We start from the raw sequence: 22196 nt of genomic DNA on the forward strand, positions 1-22196 counted from the left end.
TCCTTTACGCGCGAATGTCGCCGGGCGGTGGCGGGGGCTAACCTTGAGGGGTGATCGACGTAACCTCCTCCAGTTCCCCGTCCGCCGCCGGCAGCGTCCCCGACCTCGACGCGTGGCGTTCGCTGCCCATCCAGCAGCAGCCCAGTTGGCACGGCACCGAAGCGCATGCCCGGGCCGTCTCCGAGCTCTCCAGCCTGCCGCCGCTGGTCTTCGCAGGCGAGGTGGACGTCCTGCGGGAGCGCCTTTCCGAGGCGGCGCAGGGACGGGCGTTCCTGTTGCAGGGCGGCGACTGCGCCGAGACCTTCGGCGGGGCGACGGCGGACAAGATCAGCGCCCGGGTCAAGACCATCCTGCAGATGGCCGTTGTCCTCACGTACGGCGCCTCGCTGCCGGTCGTCAAGATGGGCCGCATGGCCGGCCAGTTCGCGAAGCCGCGCTCCTCCAACGACGAAACCCGCGACGGCGTGACGCTGCCGGCGTTCCGCGGTGAGATCGTCAACGGATACGACTTCACCGCAGAGTCCCGCGCACACAACCCCGAGCGCATGGTCAAGGCGTACAACACCTCCGCGGCGACGCTGAACCTGATCCGCGCCTTCACGCAGGGCGGATTCGCGGACCTGCGTTCGGTCCACAACTGGAACAAGGGGTTCCGCGCCAACCCGGCGTACGCCGCCTATGAGTCGCTGGCCGCCGAGATCGACCGCGCGGTCCGATTCATGGCCGCGTGCGGCGCCGATTTCGAGGCGCTGAAGCGCACGGAGTTCTTCGCCAGCCACGAGGCGCTGCTGCTCGACTACGAGCGGGCGCTCACCCGGATCGATTCCCGAACGGGCCTGCCCTACGACACCTCGGGCCACTTCCTCTGGATCGGGGAACGCACCCGCCAACTCGACGGCGCGCACGTGGACTTCCTGTCCCGGGTCCGCAACCCGATCGGCGTGAAGCTTGGCCCAAGCACCTCCCCGGACGACGCCCTCGCCCTCATCGACAAGCTGGACCCGAACCGCGAGCCCGGCCGGCTCACGTTCATCACGCGCATGGGCGCCAAGAACATCCGCGAGAAGCTGCCGAACCTGGTCGAACGAGTCACCGCCTCGGGCGCCCAGGTCCTCTGGGTCACCGACCCGATGCACGGCAACACCGTGACCAGCCAAAACGGGTACAAGACGCGGAACTTCGACGACGTCATGGACGAGGTCCGCGGCTTCTTCGAGGTCCACGACTCGCTGGGCACGTTCCCGGGCGGCCTGCACGTGGAAATGACCGGGGACGACGTCGCCGAATGCCTCGGGGGTGCCGATCCGATTCGCGAGGACCAGTTCGACGACCTCTACGAGTCGGTCTGCGACCCCCGCTTGAACCACCGCCAGTCCCTGGAGATGGCGTTCCTCGTGGCCGGCGCGTTGTCCAAGCGCGGCCCGCGCAGCTAGCACACCGGACGTCCCCGTCGGATCGATATCCGCCGGGGACGTCCCTGCCTAGACCACGACGAGTGTGATCGTCGAACCCTCTTCCACCCGCCCGGATTCCGGATCCTGCGAGCGGACGGTCCCGAAGAAGTTGCCCAGCGGCGTCTCCACGACGACCTCGAAGCCGAGCCGCTCGAGCTCTGCCTGGGCCTGGTCGAGCTGGTTGCCGACGAAGTTCGGGACCTCGACCATGCGGGGACCCTTGGAAACCGTCAGCGAGACCGCGGATCCCCGGTCGAGCTTGCCGTTCCCCGGGCTCTGTGAGACGACGGCCCCCGCGGGGACGGCGCGGTTGAACTTCTCTTCGGTCTTCTCCACCTTCAGCCCGGCTGATTCCAGGATCTCCGTGGCCTCCCCGGCCGGTTTTCCGACCACGTCGGGCACGGCGACGGGGGCTGGGCCTAGCGAGACCACGTAGGAGACCTTCGTGGTGCCGCGCACCTGCTTGTCGGGCTGCGGTTCCTGGGAAACCACGCGTCCGGCCGGCACGGACTCGTTGTGGGTCACCGTGGCCTTGCCCGCGGACAGTGCGGCCTCCTCGATCACGGATTGCGCATCGGCGGCGCCCCGGCCCACGATGTTGGGCACGTTGAACAACTCCGGCCCGCGGGAAACTAGAAGTTCCACATCCTGGAACTTTCTGATTTCGGTCCCCGCGGCCGGTTCGGAGGCGACGACCGCTCCCCGTTCCCGTTTCTCGTCGAACACTTCGCGTTGGGTGGCGCCCACGCCGAGCACGGCCAGTTCCTGGACGGCGCTCTGGACGGGCTTTCCCTGTAGCGACGGCACGTTGACGGCTGCCCCGGGTCCCATCCCAAAGAACCACCCCGCCGTCGCCAGAAGGGCCGCCAGCACCATCACGGCGGCCGCGAGGAGCCATCCGCGGCGCCGTGCGCCCGGGGACTCGAGCGACTCCAGCGGGCGTTGGGCCGCACGGTTCCATTCCTTGCGTGCGGCCTTGGCGTCGCGTTTGTTCTGACGGGCCGACGGCGGCCGAGCGGGGCCGGCGTCACCGGGGACGGACGGGGCGGCCGCCGGCGGGGCGGGATCCCGGCGAGGCATCGCCCGCGTGGCGTTGCGCCCCGCCGGGATGACCGACGTCGCGCCCTCGATTCCGGAGATGACCTCGGTGGCCCCGTGCGGTTGCCCGGCGGTGTCGAGGGGGGTGCCTTGCGGGGTGTCGCGGCGCCCGGGCGCCGCGGTGGGCACCGGCGGGCCGAAATCGAGTTGTTCATCGGTGAGGGTGGCGCGGATGTGCCGCAGCTCCAGCAGGAGGGCCTCGGCGTCGTGCGGCCGTTCCTCCGGATCCTTGGCCGTGCACCACTGGACGATCTCGTCGATGTCCTCGGCGAGTCCCGGGAGGAGATTCGAGGGCGGGGGAACCACCTCGTTGACGTGGCGGAATGCCACGTTGATGGGGAGCGCCGCCTCGAACGGCTGCCGACCGGTCAACAGTTCGTAGAGCATGATCCCGACGGCGTAGATGTCGCTGCGGGCGTCGGACGGAGCTCCGGTGACCAATTCGGGGGAGATGTAGGCGACCGTGCCCACCAGGGTTCCGGTGGCCGTGTGGTTGCTTGTGGCGCGGGCGAGGCCGAAGTCGGCCACCTTGACGCGTCCGTCGTGGGACAGGAGGACGTTCTCGGGCTTCATGTCGCGGTGGACCAGGCCGGCCACGTGGGCGGCGGACAGCCCCTCGAGGACATCTTCGAGCAGATCCAGCGCTCTGCGCGGCGACAGCCTGCCTCCGTCGCCTAGGAGGTCGCGCAGCGTTCGTCCCCGCACGTACTCCATGACGAGATAGGCGATGTTTCCGTCGACGCCCTGGTCCAGCACGCTCACCACGTGGGGGTGCGAGAGCCGGGCGGCGGTGATCGCCTCGGCCTCGAAGCGCTGGACGAACCTGGGATCCTCGGCGAGGTGGGGGTAAAGGACCTTGACCGCCACATCGCGCTGCAGGCGCAGGTCCGTCGCCAGGTATACGGTGGACATCCCGCCGCGGGCCAGTCGGTCGTTGACCCGGTAGCGGCCGTCGACCGTCCTCCCGATGAGGGGATCGCTCCCGTGTTCCGTCATCCTTCGATGGTAGCCAGTCGGCGTTGCGGTGGGCCGGACATACGCGGCGGTGCGCCAGTGCGGTTACCGGCCCGCGCTGGCCGCGGCCCCCGTGGGGGACGCACGCTTAAATGCGGCGGGGGCCGAATCCGTGGATTCGGCCCCCGCCCGCAAATTCCGTTCGCCGCTAGCTCGCGCGGCGCGCCCGTGCGGCGCGGCGCTTGAGTGCGCGGCGCTCGTCTTCGCTCATGCCGCCCCAGACGCCGGCATCCTGGCCGGACTCGATGGCCCACTGCAGGCACGTATCGAGCACCGGGCAGCGACGGCAGACGCTCTTGGCCTCTTCGATCTGGAGCAGGGCCGGGCCGGTGTTCCCCACGGGGAAGAACAATTCGGGGTCCTTGTCCAGGCAGGCTGCGCGACTACGCCAATCCATGCTCGTTGATGCTCCTTGAAGTAGGTGTCTGATGGTTGCCCGCATTCCAGGGAATCGAGGGCGTTGGCAGCGTGATGAACGCGTGTGGGCTTCCCGTTTCGCTGCCTAGTAAGGTTTTCATGTTACGTAAACGTAAACAAGGGCAATGAGTTATGAATTCACCTGTTGGCCCTGAGGTATTCGTCACAAGTCCAGTTGTTGCGCATGGGCCCACCGTACTCGGGGAGGTTGGCCGGCCCGGGCTCGGGTAGATTTTCGGTGTGAAGGATAAGCCGAGGAATGCGTTGACCAGACCGCCGTCGATCGCGGTCGTCGCGGCCCTGCTGTCCATTGAGGCGTTGGCGGTGCTCGCGGCGGGGGTCGTCTTCGGCAGCGCGTTCGGCCAATCGGGCCCCGTGCCGATGACAGGCCGCATCTTCATGTTGGTTCTGATTCTTGCGGCTGGCGCCGGACTCGTTTGGGTGGCCGTCAACGTCTTCCGTGGCCGCCCCTGGACGCGGGCGGCGGCGCTGGTCTGGCAGGTGTTTCAGGTGATCTTCGCGGTGCCGTTGACGGGCGGCTCCACGACCTGGCTGGGATGGGCGCTGTTGGTGCCGGCCGCGGCCATCATCATCCTGCTCTTCGACCCGCGCGCGACCGCTTTCTTCGGGGATCGGGCCGAACGCGGGACCCGTTAGCCACCGCCGTCGGTCGGAGGGAGGGCTTCGGTGGGCATTGCGCATTGCACCGCCCGCGGACTCCCGTCAATCATCACGAAGCCGCGGCCAGGGATGTCGCGTTCCAAGGGCCGTACGCGCCAGCCGAGGAAGTCCGCGTCGGCCGTCGAACGCGGGTTGAGCAACAGTGCCGAGCCGGCCTCGCGGGCCAACGCAGCCAGCGGCAACGCAGAGTAGAGCCGGGACGAGGGCCCCGCGGCCATGACGATCCGCGCCCCACGGGAGTGCCACTCCTCGACGCGGCGACGGTCCGTTTCACTTAGGTCGGTCGCGTCGTCGACCACCACGAGCTCCGGTGGGCCGGATCCGGACGATCCGTCGTCGACCCACGCCGATGCCCCTTCCGGGTTTCCTGCGTCTGCGAAACCGAGAAGTGCGACTTTGCAAGCCGCGCTGGACGCAATCTGGCGCAACGCCGTCGTTTTTCCGCTGCCGGGGCGGCCAAGGACGAGCCCTACCGAACCGGGTGCCCAAGCCCAGGGACGGTTGTCTGGACCCGTCAGACCGTGGAGGCCTTCGCGCGGTGTGCCGGCGAGACAACACCCGGCGGTTCCGGGATCGGCGGGGCACGACACCCGGATCGGTAGCGGCATCGAGCGCGACATCGCCATCGCGGGAGAAGGGAGGTCGCCGTCGGGACTCGAGGGGTCCGGGTCGAGCAGTTGCAGCGCCATTCCAGGCGGTGGGATGTCGGGTCCCAAGAGCACCGCCCGTCCCGGCGTGGCTCGAACCCGCCGCAGCCGAGGCCAACCGAGTGTTGTCTCCTGTCCGAGCCCGAAGGGACAGTAGAGGCGGTACTCGGCGAGCGCGAAGAACCGCGACGAGGTCAGATCGCGATCACCCATCACCGCCAGGGACAGCCGTTTTGCGGCGGCGTCGCGTGCCAGAGCGGCCAGACGGTCGTCGAAGTGGCCGGAGACCGCCGCGCCCATCGCCGTCTGCCACGCGGCCAACCCCGTGACGACCAGTATCCGATCGGCGATCCCCGCGGGGGGCGGTTCTTCCAGAATGCCCATCAGCTCCAGGGCGCGGTCCGGCTCGTCTGGACCCACATGTCCCGCCACACGGGGGACGTTGGTCGCCTCCGTGAGTGCAGAAGCACCATCCAGCAGGTAGATATGGCATTCCGGATGCCGCCGGGCGGCTCCGCGCACCAACGAGCGGAGCGCGGACACGGCGCCTCCGGCGGGGCCGGACACGATGGCGAGGCGCCGATGGATGGAGGGTTGCCATGCGAGGGGCACGTGTCGCTGCCGTCTGACGTCATCCAGGAGACCAAGCGGCACGGCCGCGTCCGGGCAACAGACCAGGACCCGTCGAGGAATGCGCGTTAGCTGTTCCGGAAGCGGATCGGAGAACAGGGGAGTGGGACTCTCCGCGAAACCCGATCCCCGGGCGTCGACGATGCCGCGCATGGTTTCCAGTGGGGTTGCGGGGACTTGATCGGGCGCGTCGATGTGCAGTGCCGGCCCGTAGTCGCCGAGCGTCGCCCCGACCGGTGTGACCGTCCAACCGCGCTCCTTAGTACCGACGGAAACCGCATGAAAGACTACTGGATCTCCACCGCCGCATCGCAGGTAGGCCCTGCCGGGCAGGTCGTTGGGGATGCCGGCGGCAGCGGAGGACCCCAGCAGGTCGTTCGAGTCGAACGAACTCATCAGCCGCAGGCAGACGACGGCGTTGATGTTGGCGCGCATCTCCGCCGAGACGACACCCTGTGGCCGCTGTGTGGCAAGCACGAGATGTATGCCCAATGAGCGTCCGACCGCTGCGATCCGCATGAGTTCACCCAGAGCGTCCGGCAGTTCGTCGGTGAGGACACGAAATTCGTCGACCACGACAACCAGACGCGGCATCGGTTCGGCGCTACGGTCGTCCAAACCGCGGTATTGACGGTAATCGGGAGCGCCGACCGAGCCAAGGAGCCGCTCACGGCGCGCAATCTCTGTGCGCAGGCTCTCAAGTGTTCGCTCGGCCGTCTCGACGTGCAGGTCGCTGACAAAGGCGTGGCAGTGCGGGAGGTGCCGGAACGCCCCGAGGGTGGCCCCTCCCTTGAAATCGATCAGCATGAGTGCCAGGTCCTTGGGCGCGTACCTACAAGCCAGCCCGAAGGTGAGGGATTTGACGAGCTCCGACTTGCCGGATCCGGTGGTTCCGGCGATCAGCATATGTGGGCCGTCCCGAACGAGATCGAAGTCCACCTCTCCTCGGCGCCCCACGCCCAGGACAGTGCACAGTTCCTCGGCCGAAGACTTTTCCCACGCGTGGTGGGGGAGCGCGAACGGAACGGAGCTCGGCAGCATCACGTCGCCCATGGAAGGTCCGGCGCTATCGGGTTCCCCGACGCTCGCGTCTGCTAACCGCGCTGCGAAAGCGGCCAGGGTCTCGATGCGCATCCGATCCGCGGCGACGTGTCGGTTGCCCGATGCCTCGGAGACGCGTTTTTCCGCCACGGATAAGCTCCAGTGCGCCACGGGGGCCGCGCTCCCGTCATCCATGCACACCATAGCCGGCGTACCTGCCCCGCCTAAGTCCGACGAGCATGCATCGAGCCAATCTGCGTCGGGCGAGGCTAGGATGACGACCGCAGGTGTCAGCCGCTCCCGTCGCAGGCGCGTGATCTGCGTGGGTGAGTGGAGCATGCGGACGCCGGGCACACGGCGGAGGTCGGAGGGTAGATCCGGTGCCGGACCCTGAATCCAGGTCCCCCAATCCTGATGCGCGGCATGGACCGCCAATTGGGCGACCACTGCCCGCAGCGCGCCGGCGCTCGCCGTCGACGGTCCCTCGATGACGCCGATGTCACCCGGACGGAGTTCGACGATGACGCTTCCATCGGGAACGGTTTCGACCTCGTCCGGGTCGCCCACTACTCCGGGGACGATGTCGGGGCGCACGTCGCCGCGGCCCAACCTCACGGGCAGGGACGCCATAACGGCACCGTCTCCGGGGGACCCGTGGGAATGGGGTGGGGCTGCCAGTGCCAGGTCGCCGGGCGACGGCGCTGCGCGTTCGAGCTTGGACAGGTAGACGGTCGCGGCCGCGCGCAAGCGCCGGGCGTACAGGCGTCTGGACCGCAGCTCGGCGATTGCTGGAATACCGCCCGTCAAGAGTCCGAGCCCGCTGAACGCTAGAAAGTACCAAGAGCCCGTGGCCGCGACCAAGCCGATTCCGACAACGAGCGGGAGGACAGCTCCAACCAGCATGAGCCATGGGCGGCCTCCCCGTGGCGGGCGTTCAACCGTGGGCTTCGATAGCGGCCAGGCCTCGGGCCTTAGCATGGCTTTGCGGCCGCCCGCTGTCAGCAGAAAAGTGGTTGACCCGAGCACAAAGCGATCTCCGTGCGACAATCGCAACTCGGGGACGATTCGGCCGTTGTCGACGGCAGAGTTCCCCTCCGTGCATCGAATCGTGATCGACGTGGCGTCCACGACGAGATCGGCATGGTGCCGTGACAGAGCGGGATCCATAATGCGGATGGCGCACGCACCCCTCCCCACCGAGTAGGTTCCGCGCGGAATGGGGAAGGTTTGTCCGGCATCGGGTCCCTCTGCGGCCGCCAGGATCATCGGCGCCGGTCCGCCTAGAGCCGCCGGCGGGTGCGGGAAAGGCGTAAGCACCAGATGTCCCTCCGCCGGGAGTTCCTCGACGTCCGCTAGGGGAGTTCCCCTGGCGTACAAGTCGGCATGACCCGCCGCGCGGAGCGTCTCGGCCAAGGCGAACCCCCGCAGGCCCGCGGGCCCCTCGACGTCGTACTGGCGGGGCCCGCTATCCGGTGCAGCCACACCCAGAATGCTCACATGCAGTTTCACGTTCCGCCTTTCGCCCGGTCCTGCCCATGAAACTAGCCCGCTAAACGTGGGAGCCGGGCCGGACATGACAAGTTGTGGAAACTTTTCTGGTTATCCACACTTGAAGGGACTCCAGTTGTGAATGCGCGCCACCGATCGGTAACCTCGATCGAGGCAGATACATCGGTTCTACGAACCGCAAACGCGTGGACCGCCAATATTCCGGGGAGGCGGACCAATGGACGGGATAGCCATCATTGAGGAGCAGGTCAGGGAGACCATTCGACGGCGGGGACTGGACCCTGCCCGGGCTGTGTCCGATGTGCGGCGGATCGTCGAGGAAGCGGTCCGGGACTACGACGAACGTTCGTCGCTGGGCGTACTTCCACGGCTCGGCCAATTGGAAGAGGCTTCGCGGGTCGTGTACGACGCGGTGGCCGGTTTCGGGCCGTTGCAGCCGCTCCTTGACGATCCCGCGGTCGAGGAGATTTGGATCAACTCACCGACTGAGGTCTATGCCGCCCGTGGCGGTAGTTCGGAACTGACGTCCGTACGGTTGGACGAGTCCCAGGTTCGGATCCTTGTTGAGCGGATGTTGAAGACCTCCGGCCGGCGACTGGACCTTTCGTCGCCGTTTGTGGACGCCGCGCTGCCCGACGGTTCTCGGTTGCACGTGGTCATCCCGGACATCACGCGGGTCCACTGGTCCGTGAATATCCGGAAATTCATTGCGCGGGCATCGAGGCTGGACCACCTCGTGGACCTCGGCTCCCTGACGCGCCATGCGGCGGACTATCTGGGTACTGCTGTTTACGCAGGCATGAACATCCTGGTGTCCGGGGCGACGCAGGCGGGCAAGACCACGCTGCTTAATTGCCTGACCTCGGGCATCGGAAGCAGGGAGCGCGTGATCACGGTGGAGGAGATCTTCGAACTCAAGATTTCCCTGCGCGACGTGGTGGCGCTACAGTGCCGCCAACCGAACCTTGAGGGTGGCGGCGAAATTGACATGCGGCGCCTCGTGAAGGAAGCCCTGCGGATGCGACCAGACCGAATCGTCGTTGGCGAGGTGCGCGAGGCCGAGGCTCTGGACATGTTGATAGCCATGAATGCCGGCCTGCCCGCCATGGCAAGCGTCCACGCCAACAGCGCGCGGGACGCCGTCACCAAGATCTGCACGCTTCCCCTATTGGCCGGCGAGAACATCTCGTCGCATTTCGTGTTGCCGACGGTCGCGTCCTGCATTGATCTTGTCGTGCACTGCGAACGGTCACCGTCGGGCAAACGGCAGGTGTCCGAAATCCTCAAGCTCGGTCGACGGGTGGAGAACGGCATCATTGAATCCACGGATCTCTTTGTGCGCAGCGGAGACGGCCTCGTCCTCGCCCCCTCGGCTGACTTATCCCACGAGAAGCTTGTGCGGGCCGGCGTGGACATTGCGCGACTAGCGGAGGTTGTGCCATGAGCCTAGTCTTGGGATTGGGCCTGGGCCTGGGCATGTTCCTCGTCTGGTGGTCTTGCTGGACGGAGCCGAGGGCCGTGAAGCGGCGGACGCAGAGCATGGGGCGCCTCGAGGAACTTCTGCTTCGTGCCGGGATGGACAAGGTGGGACCCGGCGGCTTCGTCTCCGCCAGCACCATTTGCGCTGTGACCGTTTTCGTGGTGGTCCTGGTGGCGACCGGCGGGCCGGTGATCGCACTGGTGTTTGGTGCTTTTGGATGTGCCGTGCCCCTGTCGGTGGTGAAATGGAGGGCCGCCAAACGTTCCGCCCTCTTACGGGAACAGTGGCCGGACGTCGTCGACCACCTCCGTTCGGCCATCCGGGCGGGGCTCTCCCTGCCCGAGGCGCTCGCGCAGCTCGGCACGCAGGGGCCCGGGCAACTCAGGCCGGCGTTCCGGGACTTCGCTGCCGACTACCGGGCTACCGGACGGTTCGACGACTCAATCGACCGCCTGCGGAGTCGGTTGGCGGATCCGGTGGCAGATAAGATCATCGCCGCGCTGCGCATCACGCGCGAGGTTGGCGGGTCGGACCTGGGAGAAATGTTGTCCACCCTCGGAAGCTTCCTCCGGGAGAGCGCCAGAACACGCGGGGAGTTGGAAGCGCGGCAGTCGTGGACCGTGAACGCGGCGCGCCTGGCCGTTGCGGCACCATGGGTGATCCTGCTGCTGCTCTCCTCGCAGCCGGAAGCCGTGAGGGCCTACTCAACATTCTCCGGTGCCATGGTTCTTCTGATCGGGTTCGGCGTCTCGGTTGTCTGCTACAGGGTCATGTTGCGAATTGGAACCCTGCCGCAAGAGGAAAGGGTGATCGCGTGAGTGGGACAACCGCCTGGTCGGTGGCACTGGGGATCGGCGTCGGCTGCGGCTTGTGGGTGGCATTCGTGCGGCTTCCGGTCATGCGGCAGCTTAGCTTCGCCGACAGGTTAGCACCGCAGCTGCGGCCCGGCGTGGCAGCGCGGAGACCGGGAGCTGGCGCTCCCACGTCCCTTTCGCCCTTTGGGCCCCTCGGCCGGATATTTGAACCGGTTCTCAATGACGTGATCGCAAGCATCAACCGTCTCAACCCATTGGGCGACGCCCTTGAACGGCGACTAAAGAAAGCGGGACTGTCCCTCAGCGTCGCGGACTTCAGAGCGTCCCAACTGCTATGGGCAGGGGTCGCACTCATTCTGGCCGGTTTGTTCATTGTGGCCTCGGCCATCGGGGGGAACTTCAATGGGTTCCTCGCGCTGGTTTTGTTATTCGGTTCCACACTCTGCGGCTTTGTGCTGCGGGATTGGTACTTGGGGGAGCAGGTGCAAAAACGGGGCAGGCGGATTCTCGGTCAATTCCCGGCAGTCGCCGACCTCATGGCGTTGGCCATAGGTGCAGGAGAAAGCACGGTGGGGGCGCTGGAACGCATCGGCCGCACGTCGCGCGGAGACCTCTCCGGCGAGTTCCGGTTGACGCTCGCCGAGGTCCGAGCGGGGAGCGCGCTCGTCGTCGCGCTGCGCAATATGGCCGACCGCATCGATTTGGTGGCCATGACGCGCTTCGTAGACGCCATCGTGGTCGCATCGGAACGCGGAACACCACTGGCGCAGGTGGTCCGTGCGCAGGCACAGGACGTGCGGGACGCGGCGAAACGGGAGCTGATGGAAACAGCAGGGCGGAAGGAAATCGGCATGATGGTTCCCGTCGTCTTCGGGATCCTACCGCTGACCATCGTCTTTGCGGTCTACCCCGGGCTTTCCCTGATCGACATGAACTACTAGGCGACACAATCGCCCCTCCACCCATCCGGACCGACTCGTCACATCAACCAAGAGGGAGCACGACATGAACAAGCACACACAGGCACTGGCAGCACTAGCCGTCACGGCCTCACTCCTGTGCCTGGGCCGTATGGAAGACGCGGTTCATGGCATCAGGAGGGATCAGCGCGGCGACGTTCCCGGCTGGGTGATGATCACCCTGATGTCAGCCGTTCTCGTCGCGGCGCTCCTGGCCATTGCAGGACCGCGTCTCGGCGAACTGTTCAACCAGGCCATCAATCGGGTGTCCGGTCTCGGCTGATTCCGCAACCGTGCCTTCCCGAATCGCAGCACCGCCTGCGTCCGTCTGTCCCGCAGGAGGGCAATCGGGCTCGGCCGTGGCCGAATTCGTCATGGTCACCGCCCTCCTCACCGCCGTCTTCATCTCGGTGCTTCAGCTGGCGCTGGTTCTGCATGTGAGGAACACGTTGCTCGATGCGGCGGCAACGGGGGCGAGGTACGGCACGCTCGCGGACCGTAGCCCGGCCGAGGGAGCCGAACGGACGCGCGGCATCATTGCTCAGAGCCTGAGTCCGCGCTTCGCGGATGGCGTCTCGTTCGAGTCGACGACCATCGGCGGCAACGCGGCCGTGAGGGTCACGGTCGCAACGGGTTTTCCGCTGATGGGGTTCCTTCCGATCGCCGGCGAACTTCGCGTTCACGGAGAGGCCGTCCGGTATGGATGAGACGTCGACCGGTCTTGCCGCGGGGGAACGGGGCTCCGCGATCGTGGAATTCGTGTTCCTCGGTGTGCTCCTGCTCATCCCGATCGTCTATCTCGTCATCACCGCATCTCAACTCCAGGCGGCGTCCTATGCCGCGGTCGGAGCGGCGGACCATGCCGCCAAGGTGTTTGTCGGCGCGGCGACCGAATCGGAAGGTGCGGCCAAAGCGAACGACGCCGCGGGACGTGCCGTTGCGAACATGGGGATCGACGGCGGGGCGGCCTCGCTGAACTACAGCTGCTCCGGCCCATGCCTGCAGTCAGGGACCACGGTCACGGTGAGCGTCAAGGTGGAGCTGGCGCTCCCGTTCCTGCCTCCGGGCTTGGACGCCCGGGTGGGTTCCGCCTCTTCGACGTCAACGCACCGGGTGGACCGGTTCGGATGAGGCTACGCAACGCCTCCCACGAGGAGGGGCAGACGATCATCCTGATCATCGGTTACGTGGTGATCGCCCTCCTTGCCGTCAGCGCGACACTCGCCGCCACACTGGTCAACACGGAGGCGCGGCGGTTGCTGAGCGTGGCGGATGGGGCCGTCGCGGCGGCCGCCGACAGCTTCTCGGTGTCTCCGGCAACCGGACGGAACAGCGTGGGGCTTGAGCTGATCGACGGGGCCGTCCGTGCCGACGTCTCCGGATACCTCTCGGACACCGGTGCCGCCGCACGCTTCGACGGCCTGGGCATCGTGGCCGCCGGGGCCACGGGTGACGGAACCACGGCGTACGTGCGTCTGCGGGCGACCGTGCGCCCGCCGATCGTGGGATGGTTCGTTCCGGCCGGCATCCCCATCCATGTGGAGAGCAACGCCCGGACCATCCTGACCCGCTAATCCCTCCGTCCCGCGCGGAGCCGGTTCGTTCGCGACGGAAGGGACTCCGGCAACCCGATGCCGTAGGCTGGAGCCACCATGGCTGCAACTGACTTCACCGCGGAAATCCGCGCCCTCCGGACCACCTACGCCTCGATCGAAGCCGTCACCGACGTCGAACGCATCAGGGCAGACATAGCCGAATTGTCGGAACAGGCGGGCGTTCCGGACCTGTGGGACGACCCGGCATCGGCGCAGAAGATCACCTCCAAGCTGTCGCACCGCCAGACCGAGCTCGAGCGCCTCAACAAGCTCGCCGAACGCATCGACGACCTCGAGGTCATGGTCCAGCTGGCGGAGGAGGAAGACGACGCCGACACGCTCGCCGAGGCGGAAAAGGAACTTCCCTCGCTGCACAGGGCGCTCGCCGACCTCGAGGTCGTCACGCTGCTGTCCGGAGAGTACGACGAACGCTCGGCCGTGGTCACCATCCGCTCCGGCGCCGGCGGGGTCGACGCCGCCGACTTCGCCGAGATGCTGATGCGCATGTACCTGCGCTGGGCCGAACGCAAAGGCCACCCGACGACCATCATGGACACGTCCTACGCCGAGGAGGCCGGACTGAAGTCCGCCACCTTCGAGGTCAACGCCCCCTACGCCTTCGGCACGCTCTCGGTCGAGGCAGGCACCCACCGCCTGGTCCGCATCAGCCCCTTCGACAACCAGGGGCGCCGCCAGACGTCGTTCGCGGCCGTAGAGGTCATCCCGCTCATCGAGCAGACCGACACCGTGGAGATCCCCGACAACGAGATCCGCGTCGACGTGTTCCGTTCCTCGGGACCGGGCGGGCAGTCCGTCAACACCACGGACTCCGCTGTCCGCATGACGCACATCCCCACGGGGATCGTGGTCTCGATGCAAAACGAGAAGTCCCAGCTCCAGAACCGCGCCGCCGCGCTCCGCGTCCTCCAGTCGCGGCTGTTGCTGGTCCAGAAGGAACAGCAGGACGCCGAGAAGAAGGCGCTCGCCGGCGACGTGAAGGCGTCCTGGGGGGACCAAATGCGCTCCTATGTCCTGAACCCTTACCAGATGGTCAAGGACCTTCGCACGGAACACGAGGTCGGCAACACCTCGGCCGTGCTCGACGGGGAGATCGACGACTTCATCGACGCCGGCATCCGCTGGCGGGCCAACAACCGCAACGCGGCCGCCGACGCCTAACCGCCCATGGCCAACCCGCGGGCGCCCGATTAGCGGACATCCAACACGCCGGGTCGGCATTGATGTGCGCGCACGAACGACGCGTTGACAAGTGGTGATGGGCGCCATACGTTTTTCGTAGCCTGGATCACCTTTCAGGCCGTGTTCCCCCGGAGGACGTTTCCGCCAACGGTGCGTGCCTGCCCGCAGCGAAAGGCGTGCCATCGCGATGTCCGTCCCGAGAAAGCACCAAGGTCCGCGTCCCCGCGCACTCTCAAGGTTGAGACCATGACCGAGGCAGGGACCGTCGGCGAATTGACCGGACGGCGCGTGTTGGTCACGGGCGGGGCCAGCGGAATCGGGGAAGCATGCGTGCGGGAGTTCGCGGGCCTCGGCGCCTCCGTGAGGGTGGCGGACCTGAACGGCGACGACGGGCTCGAGGGCCTTTCCAAGGTCACGGCCCTCGAGGGGGGCGAACGCGGCGTCACCAGCAACTGCATCAGTCCGGCCTATGTGCGCACGCCGCCGCTGGTCGAGCGCCAGATCTCGGACCAGGCCGCGGCGCACGGGATTGCCGAATCGGAGGTCGTGGCCAAGGTGATGCTGACCGAAAGCGCGGTCAAGCGACTCGTCGAGCCGGAGGAGGTGGCCTCCCTGGCGGCGTGGATGGCCTCGCCGCGGGCCGGAATGGTCACCGGAGCCTCCTACACGATGGACGGCGGATGGACCGCGCGGTGACCTGGGCACGGTCCGCGGGCATGGAACAGACGGCTAGCGAAGGAGGTCGCCGACGTGGCAATTGACAAGGCGTACGCGAGTGCGGCGGAGGCGGTCGCGGACATACCCGACGGCGCGTCGCTGGCAGTGGGTGGATTCGGCCTCTCGGGCAACCCGATCCAGCTGATAGAGGCCCTGCTGGAGCAGGGGGCCGGCGACCTGTCGGTGGTGTCCAACAACTGCGGCGTCGACGGCTGGGGGTTGGGGGTGTTGCTGGACGCCGGACGGATCCGGAAGATGACGTCCTCCTATGTCGGGGAGAACAAGGAGTTCGCGCGCCGGTACCTGACGGGCGAGCTGGAGCTGGAGCTCACGCCGCAGGGCACGCTGGCCGAAAAGCTCCGCGCCGGCGGCTCGGGCATCGCGGCGTTCTTCACCCGGGCCGGGGTCGGGACGCAGGTCGCCGAGGGTGGCCTGCCGCAACGGTACGACGCCGACGGCAACGTCGCGCAGGCGTCGGAGCCCAAGGAGGTGCGTGCGTTCGCCCCCGGCGGAGTGCCGGGCGAATACGTGCTGGAGGAGGCCATCGCGACCGACTACGCGCTGGTCCACGCCCTGCGAGGGGACCGCCACGGGAATCTGGTGTTCAACAAGGCGGCCCGGCAGTTCTCGCCGCCCGCCGCGATGGCGGGACGCGTCTGCATCGCCCAGGTCGAGGAACTCGTGGAGCCCGGGGAGCTCGATCCCGACCAGGTCCACCTGCCGGGGGTGTTCGTCCACCGCATCGTGGAGGTCGGGCCGGACATCGAAAAGCGCATCGAGAAACGCACGGTCGCGCCGACCTCGTCCGGCGGCGACGCCAACGGGAAGGGGGCCTGACCATGGGATTGAGTCGTGAGCAGATGGCGGCCCGCGCCGCGCAGGAGCTCGGCGACGGGGACTACGTGAACCTGGGCATCGGCCTTCCGACCCTCGTGCCCAACTACGTTCCCGCGGACCGAACGGTGGTCCTCCAATCCGAGAACGGCATCCTCGGCGTCGGCCCGTACCCCACCGAGGAGAATGTGGATCCGGATCTGATCAATGCGGGCAAGGAGACCGTGACGGTCAACCCCGGGGCATCGTTCTTCGACTCCGCCACGAGCTTCGCCATGATCCGCGGCGGAAAGATCGACGCGGCCATCCTCGGCGCCATGCAGGTTTCCGCGGCCGGCGACCTGGCGAACTGGATGATCCCCGGGAAGATGGTCAAGGGGCCGGGCGGCGCGATGGACCTGGTCCACGGGGCCAGGCGGCTGATTGTGCTGATGGAGCACACGGCCAAGGACGGGACGCCGAAAATCGTGAACGAATGCTCCCTTCCGTTGACGGGAAGGGCCGTGGTCCACCGCATCATCACGGACCTCGCGGTCATCGACGTGACGCCGGAGGGACTGGTGCTGGTCGAAACCGCGCCCGGGATCAGCGTCGAGGAGGTGCGGGCGGCGACGGAACCGGAGCTGCGCATGCCCGACGGCGAGGTCGGAACCGTCGAAGCGTAGGCGTTCCCGGGCACCGGGGGAGCGGCGCGTGCGGGGGGCGACACACCGCTGCATCGCGGGCGTCCGCGTCCGGGGCGGCGGCCGGCATTAGAGTGCTAGTGCCGGTGCCGCAACTTCCCCCAGCAAAAGCCCCGCATCCATGGCCGTTGAACCGGTGGTCCGTGTGGGCAGAACCGACATGATCAGATTTGAGCACGTCACGAAGGTCTACGACCAGACGTCGCGTCCGGCATTGGACGACATAGACATCGAGATTAACCGTGGCGACTTCGCCTTCCTGGTCGGCGCCTCCGGCTCCGGCAAATCGACGTTTATCCGGCTGATTCTCCGCGAGGACACGTCCTCGCGTGGTTCCGTGCACGTCGCCGGGAAGAACGTCGCGCGCATCCCCTCCTGGCGAGTCCCGCGCCTGCGGCGGGGCATCGGCGTCGTGTTCCAGGACTTCCGCCTCCTGCCGAACAAGGACGTGTTCGGCAACGTCGCCTTCGCCATGCAGGTGATCGGCAAGAGCCGTGCGATGATCCGCGAGACCGTCCCCGAGGTCCTGAGGACCGTGGGCCTGGAGGGCAAGGAAAAGCGCATGCCCCACGAACTCTCCGGCGGGGAGCAGCAGCGCGTCGCAATCGCCCGCGCGATCGTCAACCGGCCCGGGATCCTCCTGGCGGACGAGCCCACGGGCAACCTCGACCCCGCGACAAGCGTGGGGATCATGAACGTCCTGGACCGCGTCAACCAGAACGGCACGACGGTGGTCATGGCAACGCACGACGACGACATCGTCAACTCCATGCGGCGCCGGGTCATCGAACTCTCCGATGGACGGATCGTACGCGACGAGGCCGTCGGCGAGTACACGGCCATGATTCCCGTGGTCAAGTCCGACGGTTCCCGCGAGCTCCGCATCGCGGACCCCAACGACCAGGCGATCGCCCCCTTCGACCCGGAGGATTCCGACGCATGAGACTTGCATTCATCCTCGGGGAGATCGGCTCCGGCCTGCGCCGCAACCTGTCCATGGTCGTCTCCGTCGTCCTCGTGACGTTCATTTCGCTGACGTTCGTCGGGGGCGCCGCCCTGTTGCAGCTGCAGATCAACCAGATGAAGGGCTTCTGGTACGACAAGGTCCAGGTGGCCGTCTTCCTCTGCGGTGAGAACTACGGAACGCAGACCTGCGCGGACGGGGCCGTCACCGATGCGCAGCGCGACGACATCAAGGCCATGATGGATTCCGCCGCCGTCACGCCCTACATCGAAAGCTACGAATACGAGTCCAGGGAACGGGCCTTGGGCCACTTCCAGGACCAGTTCAGGAACTCGCCCATCGTCGACTCGGTGACGGCGGACCAGCTGCCCGAATCCTTCCGCGTGCGCCTGGTGGACCCGGAGAAGTACGAGGTCATCAACGAACTCTTCTCATCGATGGAGGGCGTGGACGTCGTGGTGGACCAGCGCGAGCTCCTCGAGAGGATCTTTTCGATCATGAACATCGCGTCCCTTGTCGCCGTGGGGATCGCGGGCGTCATGATTGTCTGCGCGGTGTTGCTGATCGCGACGACCATCCGCCTTTCGGCCTTCAGCCGTCGACGGGAAACCGGGATCATGCGCCTGGTCGGCGCATCCAAGCTGGTGATCCAACTGCCCTTCGTGCTGGAGGGTGTTATCGCCGCGTTGATCGGGGCGGTCCTTGCCTCGGGATCGCTGTGGGCCGTGGCACACTTCCTCATCGACGGGAGGCTGGCCAACGAATATCCTGACACGGCGTTCATTTCCACCGGTGAGGTGTTGCTGGTGACACCCGTGTTGCTGGTGTTAGGCGCGGTACTCGCTGGTGTATCGTCGATGCTAACCTTAAGGCGCTACCTTAAGGTCTAGTTCGCTCCCTGTTTTAATAGGCCTCCGCTCCCCCGTGGAGGTAGGTAACGAAAGGACGCCCCTTGGCGGATCGCCCCCGGTGCACTATGCCCATGACCGCCCTGAGCGGTGCCCTGGCGGCCGTGTTGGTCCTTTCCCTTGCCACGGGGGCGCACGCCGACGAGCTCAACGACCAGAAGCGCGACATCGAAAACAGCATCGACGGGCTTGAGACCGACCTCGAGTTCCTCAATGAGGACATCCAGAAGGTTGCCCGCGAGCTGAAGGGCTACCAGGCGCAGCTGCCGGCGGCCCAGCAGGCCCTCTCCGACGCGCAGGGACGGGTGCAGTCCGCCACGGACGAGGTCAACGCACTGTCCCAGCGCGTCCAGGTGGCCCAGGAGACGCGGGACGAGATCGCCCGCCAGATAGAAAACGACGCCGCGAAGCTGGAGGACACCCGAAAGCTGATCGGACAGATCGCCACGCAGGCCTACAAGCGCGGCGGGGTCTCAAGCAACCTCAGCCTGATGATGGACGCGGGCGCGGACGGAAACCTGGCAACCGGGATGGATCTTGCGGACCAGGCGCTGCGCAGCCAGAATGCCGTGCTGGACGAACTGAGCCAGCAGCACGCGACAGACCGCAATTCCCAGGCGCGCCTCGCTGCCGTCGAGGAAGAGATCCGCGGGTTGAAGGTCAAGGCCGATGCCGCGCTGGTCCGCGAACAGGGCGCCCGCGAAGAGGCGGAGGCCAGCAAGCGCAAGGTCGATGGGCTGATCGGGAAGGCCGAGGCGCTCAGTGCGGAGCTGACCGAAAAGCGTCCACAGATCAAGGCGCAGATCCAGGCCCAGGAGGCCGAACACGCCTCCGTGCTTTCGGATATCAAGGAACGTCAAGAGCGACTGATCCGTGAGGCCGCGGAGAAGAAGAAGCGAGAAGAGGCCGCCGCCGCCGCACGCAAGAAGGCCGCGGAAGCCGAGGCCCGAAAGCAGGCCGCGCTAGCGCGCGAACGTGCGGCCGAGGCCCGAGAGCGTGCGGCCGAGGCCGCCGAGGCCCGTCGGGCGAATGCGCGGGACGCGGCAGCCAAGCAGGCGGCCGCGGATGCCGCGGCCACGGCGTCCGCCCGCAAGGCGCGCCAGGCGCGCGATGCCCGAAACGCTGCGTCGTCGTCGAGCTCATCCTCGTCGGGTTCGTCGTCCTCGGGCACCTCCAGTAGCGCATGGGGCCTGCGGATCCCAGCGTCCGGAGGCTACATCACCTCGGGCTTCGGATGGCGTCCGACGCCGGCCGGAACGGTCGATTACGGAGGCATGGGCGGCTACGTCCACGCCGGCGTTGACTGGGGCTTCGGTGGCGCCTGTGGGGCACCCATCCACGCCGCCGCCTCCGGAGAGGTCTGGTACGCGCAGCGTTCCGGGAGCTCCGGGAACAAGGTCACCGTCAGCCACGGGGTGGTCAACGGCCACGCCTTGGCCACCAACTACCATCACATGTCCTACTACACGGTGTCCGCCGGGCAGAACGTCAGCAAAGGCCAGGTCATCGGCTACGTGGGGACGACGGGCAACTCGACCGGCTGCCACCTGCACTTCGAAACCATTCTGGACGGCAGCGCAGTCAACCCCATGGGCCTGCTGTAGCGTAGGATTGATCTTCCGCCATTGGGCGGAACCAATCACCGTTGCCAGAGGAGGTCGCCGTGCCCAAGGAAACCGGACGCAAGGTCGTTGCGACCAACCGCAAGGCCCACCACGACTACAACATCACCGACACCTTCGAGGCCGGGATGGTCCTGAGCGGCACGGAGGTGAAGTCGCTGCGCGAAGGCAAGGCATCGCTTGTCGACGGGTTTGGGCAGTTCTACCGCGACGAGCTCTTCATCGAGGCCGTCTACATTCCGGAGTACCTGAACGGTTCGTGGACCAACCATACGGCGCGGCGACGCCGCAAGCTGCTTCTGCACCGCGAGGAGCTGACGAAGATCGGCCGGAAAATCCAGGAGTCCGGGTTCACCATCGTTCCCTTGCAGCTGTATTTCAAGGACGGGCGCGCCAAACTGGAGATCGGCGTCGGCAAGGGGAAACGAGAGTTCGACAAGCGGCACACGCTTCGGGAAAAGCAGGACAACCGGGAGGCGCTGCGCGCCATGCGCGAGCGGAACCGCCGCTCCGCCTAGGCCCGGCGGGAATGGCCGGATCCGTGGGGAATGAATCGACGGCGGTCGGGGTTACACTAGAAGTCCGGAGCGAGAGTTCCGGGAGTTGGGCGGGGAAACCCGCCGTTGACAACAAAATACGGGGATGATCGGTTTCGACGATGTGAGTCGCGACAGGGGAAGCGGGCCGAGGATGCAGGGTTATCTCGCAAACGCTCTCTGCAAAACAATAAGTGCCGACTCTAAGCGCACTGACTTCGCTCTCGCTGCCTAAGCAGCCAGACAGTCCGTCAGCCAGGATTTGCTATCGCTCCTGATACTGGCGTCATTTAGATAGCCACTGCCAGGTATCCTCGTCACCGGGGTGCTTGGCATAACTTAGGTGACTGTGCCCAGGACGGCCCGCAAGGGTCCAGCCGCTTGTTTGCGCGACGGCTGATGGGGCAGAGAAAGTCCACAGCAAACTGCGCCCGGAGAAGACCTGGCAACACCACATCGGACGGGGGTTCAATTCCCCCCATCTCCACAGAATCGGGCCCCGGAAACGATGCGTTTCCGGGGCCTTTTTTGGCGTTGCCCCTACGCCGGCGTGGCGTCCCAAATCGGCTGCCGCGCAACAAGCACGAGAAAGCGTCCCCGCCTGCCTATGTGGCGGGGACGCTCTCAAGAAGTGCTGCAGCACTGGATTGCTTCGCGACCATGGGTGGCGAAGCGTGTCCGGCAACTCTTGGGGGACGCTGCCGGAACACATTTAACTTACCATGTAAGTTTCCGGTTTCCTGCATCCGGGTTACCCAACGGTAAACGCCGATTCACAAGCCATGACGGAGCCACCCGCATGCCGGTTTATGGGCGTCCGCCGCATCTTTGGGGTGCCAACGCCGGGTGCCACCGCGCATAGAATGGTCCCGGACATCATCACGCGCACGTTCGGGAGCCCCTCGGGTGGGTCGCGGCGGCCAAGACGGAGGGACCGCATATGGACATGGGGAGCAGGGAACCCGAGGGCAACGGCGGCCGGGTGCGTGCATCAGACGCCCTGGCGTTTGCGCTCGAAGTCGCGTTGCTGGGTGCCTCGGGTCTGTGGGCCATCGAGGTCCTGCCGCTGTTTCCGCTGTTCGCCATACTGGTGGTCGTAGTCCCGTTGATCGCTTTCTGGGGCCTGTTCATGGCCCCCACAGCCCCCTATCGCATCGCCTGGCCGGCCCACCCGGTGGTGGCCCACGGCCTGTTCCTACTGGGAAGCGGACTCCTGTTCGGGATCGAGCGGACAGGACTAGGCCTCGTGATGCTCGTCCTGACCGGCATGAGCGCGTTCCTGGCCTGGCGGCACCGCTCCCACGGAGCCGCGGAAGCCCGGCCCGCATCCGAACGGCGGCGCGGTCAGCCGGCGAGGCGGTCGGCGGGCCGCCGGACCGCGCGGTAACCCAC

21 protein-coding genes, 1 other RNA gene and 1 pseudogene are annotated in these 22196 nt (G+C 66.8%); 19 read left to right on the forward strand and 4 right to left on the reverse strand.

Annotated features, from left to right (window positions below; translation table 11 throughout):
- Window positions 1–50 precede the first annotated feature (50 nt).
- Window positions 51–1433, forward strand: coding sequence for a class II 3-deoxy-7-phosphoheptulonate synthase (locus ACHAAJ_RS03950; protein ID WP_435726628.1), 1383 nt, complete (start codon window positions 51–53; stop codon window positions 1431–1433).
- Between the two features lie 48 nt (window positions 1434–1481).
- Here the strand turns inward: ACHAAJ_RS03950 and pknB are convergent, their stop codons facing one another.
- The gene (pknB, locus tag ACHAAJ_RS03955; RefSeq protein WP_435726629.1) at window positions 1482–3548 is read right to left on the reverse strand and encodes a Stk1 family PASTA domain-containing Ser/Thr kinase; all 2067 of its coding nucleotides are present in this window, start codon (window positions 3546–3548) and stop codon (window positions 1482–1484) included.
- Between the two features lie 166 nt (window positions 3549–3714).
- Window positions 3715–3963, reverse strand: a complete 249-nt coding sequence (locus tag ACHAAJ_RS03960) for a WhiB family transcriptional regulator (protein WP_435726630.1) — start codon at window positions 3961–3963, stop codon at window positions 3715–3717.
- Between the two features lie 260 nt (window positions 3964–4223).
- On the opposite strand from ACHAAJ_RS03960, the gene ACHAAJ_RS03965 reads away from it, so the two are divergent.
- Complete coding sequence (locus tag ACHAAJ_RS03965; RefSeq protein ID WP_435726631.1) at window positions 4224–4640, forward strand: hypothetical protein; 417 nt, start codon at window positions 4224–4226, stop codon at window positions 4638–4640.
- Here ACHAAJ_RS03965 and ACHAAJ_RS03970 read toward each other — a convergent pair.
- The gene (locus ACHAAJ_RS03970; protein ID WP_435726948.1) at window positions 4637–7885 is read right to left on the reverse strand and encodes an FtsK/SpoIIIE domain-containing protein; all 3249 of its coding nucleotides are present in this window, start codon (window positions 7883–7885) and stop codon (window positions 4637–4639) included. The genes ACHAAJ_RS03965 and ACHAAJ_RS03970 overlap by 4 nt on opposite strands.
- A gap of 105 nt (window positions 7886–7990) precedes the next feature.
- Window positions 7991–8557 (reverse strand): annotated as a pseudogene (locus tag ACHAAJ_RS03975) (FHA domain-containing protein); the annotation flags it as partial.
- A 151-nt stretch (window positions 8558–8708) separates the two neighbouring features.
- On the opposite strand from ACHAAJ_RS03975, the gene ACHAAJ_RS03980 reads away from it, so the two are divergent.
- From ACHAAJ_RS03980 to ACHAAJ_RS04060, 17 genes are all read left to right on the forward strand, one after another.
- A complete protein-coding gene (locus tag ACHAAJ_RS03980) occupies window positions 8709–9935 on the forward strand; it encodes a TadA family conjugal transfer-associated ATPase (RefSeq protein WP_435726632.1) in 1227 nt (408 codons plus the stop codon).
- Window positions 9932–10789, forward strand: a complete 858-nt coding sequence (locus ACHAAJ_RS03985; protein ID WP_435726633.1) for a type II secretion system F family protein — start codon at window positions 9932–9934, stop codon at window positions 10787–10789. Before ACHAAJ_RS03980 ends, ACHAAJ_RS03985 begins: the two co-directional genes overlap by 4 nt.
- Window positions 10786–11727 carry a type II secretion system F family protein gene (locus tag ACHAAJ_RS03990; protein ID WP_435726634.1) on the forward strand — a complete coding sequence of 314 codons (942 nt, stop codon included), beginning with the start codon at window positions 10786–10788 and terminating at the stop codon, window positions 11725–11727. The genes ACHAAJ_RS03985 and ACHAAJ_RS03990 overlap by 4 nt, the downstream gene beginning before the upstream one ends.
- Before the next feature lie 64 nt (window positions 11728–11791).
- Window positions 11792–12028: a hypothetical protein gene (locus ACHAAJ_RS03995; RefSeq protein ID WP_435726962.1), complete on the forward strand. Its 237-nt coding sequence runs from the start codon at window positions 11792–11794 to the stop codon at window positions 12026–12028.
- A gap of 76 nt (window positions 12029–12104) precedes the next feature.
- A complete protein-coding gene (locus ACHAAJ_RS04000; RefSeq protein WP_435726635.1) occupies window positions 12105–12452 on the forward strand; it encodes a TadE family protein in 348 nt (115 codons plus the stop codon).
- Window positions 12445–12876: a hypothetical protein gene (locus ACHAAJ_RS04005; RefSeq protein WP_435726636.1), complete on the forward strand. Its 432-nt coding sequence runs from the start codon at window positions 12445–12447 to the stop codon at window positions 12874–12876. The genes ACHAAJ_RS04000 and ACHAAJ_RS04005 overlap by 8 nt, the downstream gene beginning before the upstream one ends.
- Window positions 12873–13319, forward strand: coding sequence for a hypothetical protein (locus ACHAAJ_RS04010; RefSeq protein ID WP_435726637.1), 447 nt, complete (start codon window positions 12873–12875; stop codon window positions 13317–13319). The genes ACHAAJ_RS04005 and ACHAAJ_RS04010 overlap by 4 nt, the downstream gene beginning before the upstream one ends.
- 78 nt (window positions 13320–13397) lie before the next feature.
- A complete protein-coding gene (gene prfB / locus ACHAAJ_RS04015) occupies window positions 13398–14519 on the forward strand; it encodes a peptide chain release factor 2 (RefSeq protein ID WP_435726638.1) in 1122 nt (373 codons plus the stop codon).
- A 267-nt stretch (window positions 14520–14786) separates the two neighbouring features.
- Window positions 14787–15236: an SDR family oxidoreductase gene (locus ACHAAJ_RS04020; protein WP_435726639.1), complete on the forward strand. Its 450-nt coding sequence runs from the start codon at window positions 14787–14789 to the stop codon at window positions 15234–15236.
- A 54-nt stretch (window positions 15237–15290) separates the two neighbouring features.
- A complete protein-coding gene (locus ACHAAJ_RS04025) occupies window positions 15291–16094 on the forward strand; it encodes a CoA transferase subunit A (protein WP_435726640.1) in 804 nt (267 codons plus the stop codon).
- A gap of 2 nt (window positions 16095–16096) precedes the next feature.
- Complete coding sequence (locus tag ACHAAJ_RS04030) at window positions 16097–16756, forward strand: CoA transferase subunit B (protein WP_435726641.1); 660 nt, start codon at window positions 16097–16099, stop codon at window positions 16754–16756.
- Window positions 16757–16934: 178 nt separating this feature from the next.
- Window positions 16935–17717, forward strand: coding sequence for a cell division ATP-binding protein FtsE (ftsE, locus tag ACHAAJ_RS04035; protein WP_435726642.1), 783 nt, complete (start codon window positions 16935–16937; stop codon window positions 17715–17717).
- A complete protein-coding gene (gene ftsX, locus ACHAAJ_RS04040; protein ID WP_435726643.1) occupies window positions 17714–18628 on the forward strand; it encodes a permease-like cell division protein FtsX in 915 nt (304 codons plus the stop codon). The genes ftsE and ftsX overlap by 4 nt, the downstream gene beginning before the upstream one ends.
- Window positions 18629–18720: 92 nt before the next feature.
- On the forward strand, window positions 18721–20250 hold the full coding sequence (locus tag ACHAAJ_RS04045; protein ID WP_435726644.1) for a peptidoglycan DD-metalloendopeptidase family protein: 1530 nt from the start codon (window positions 18721–18723) through the stop codon (window positions 20248–20250).
- Between the two features lie 59 nt (window positions 20251–20309).
- Window positions 20310–20786: an SsrA-binding protein SmpB gene (gene smpB, locus ACHAAJ_RS04050; protein ID WP_435726645.1), complete on the forward strand. Its 477-nt coding sequence runs from the start codon at window positions 20310–20312 to the stop codon at window positions 20784–20786.
- A gap of 120 nt (window positions 20787–20906) precedes the next feature.
- Window positions 20907–21294, forward strand: a transfer-messenger RNA (tmRNA) gene (gene ssrA, locus ACHAAJ_RS04055).
- 456 nt (window positions 21295–21750) lie between these two features.
- Window positions 21751–22191 (forward strand): YrdB family protein, encoded by a 441-nt coding sequence (locus ACHAAJ_RS04060; protein WP_435726646.1) that lies wholly within the window; start codon window positions 21751–21753, stop codon window positions 22189–22191.
- The last annotated feature ends 5 nt before the right edge of the window (window positions 22192–22196 follow it).

Source organism: Arthrobacter arnarulunnguaqae, from assembly GCF_051262515.1.
Taxonomy (GTDB): domain Bacteria; phylum Actinomycetota; class Actinomycetes; order Actinomycetales; family Micrococcaceae; genus Arthrobacter_N.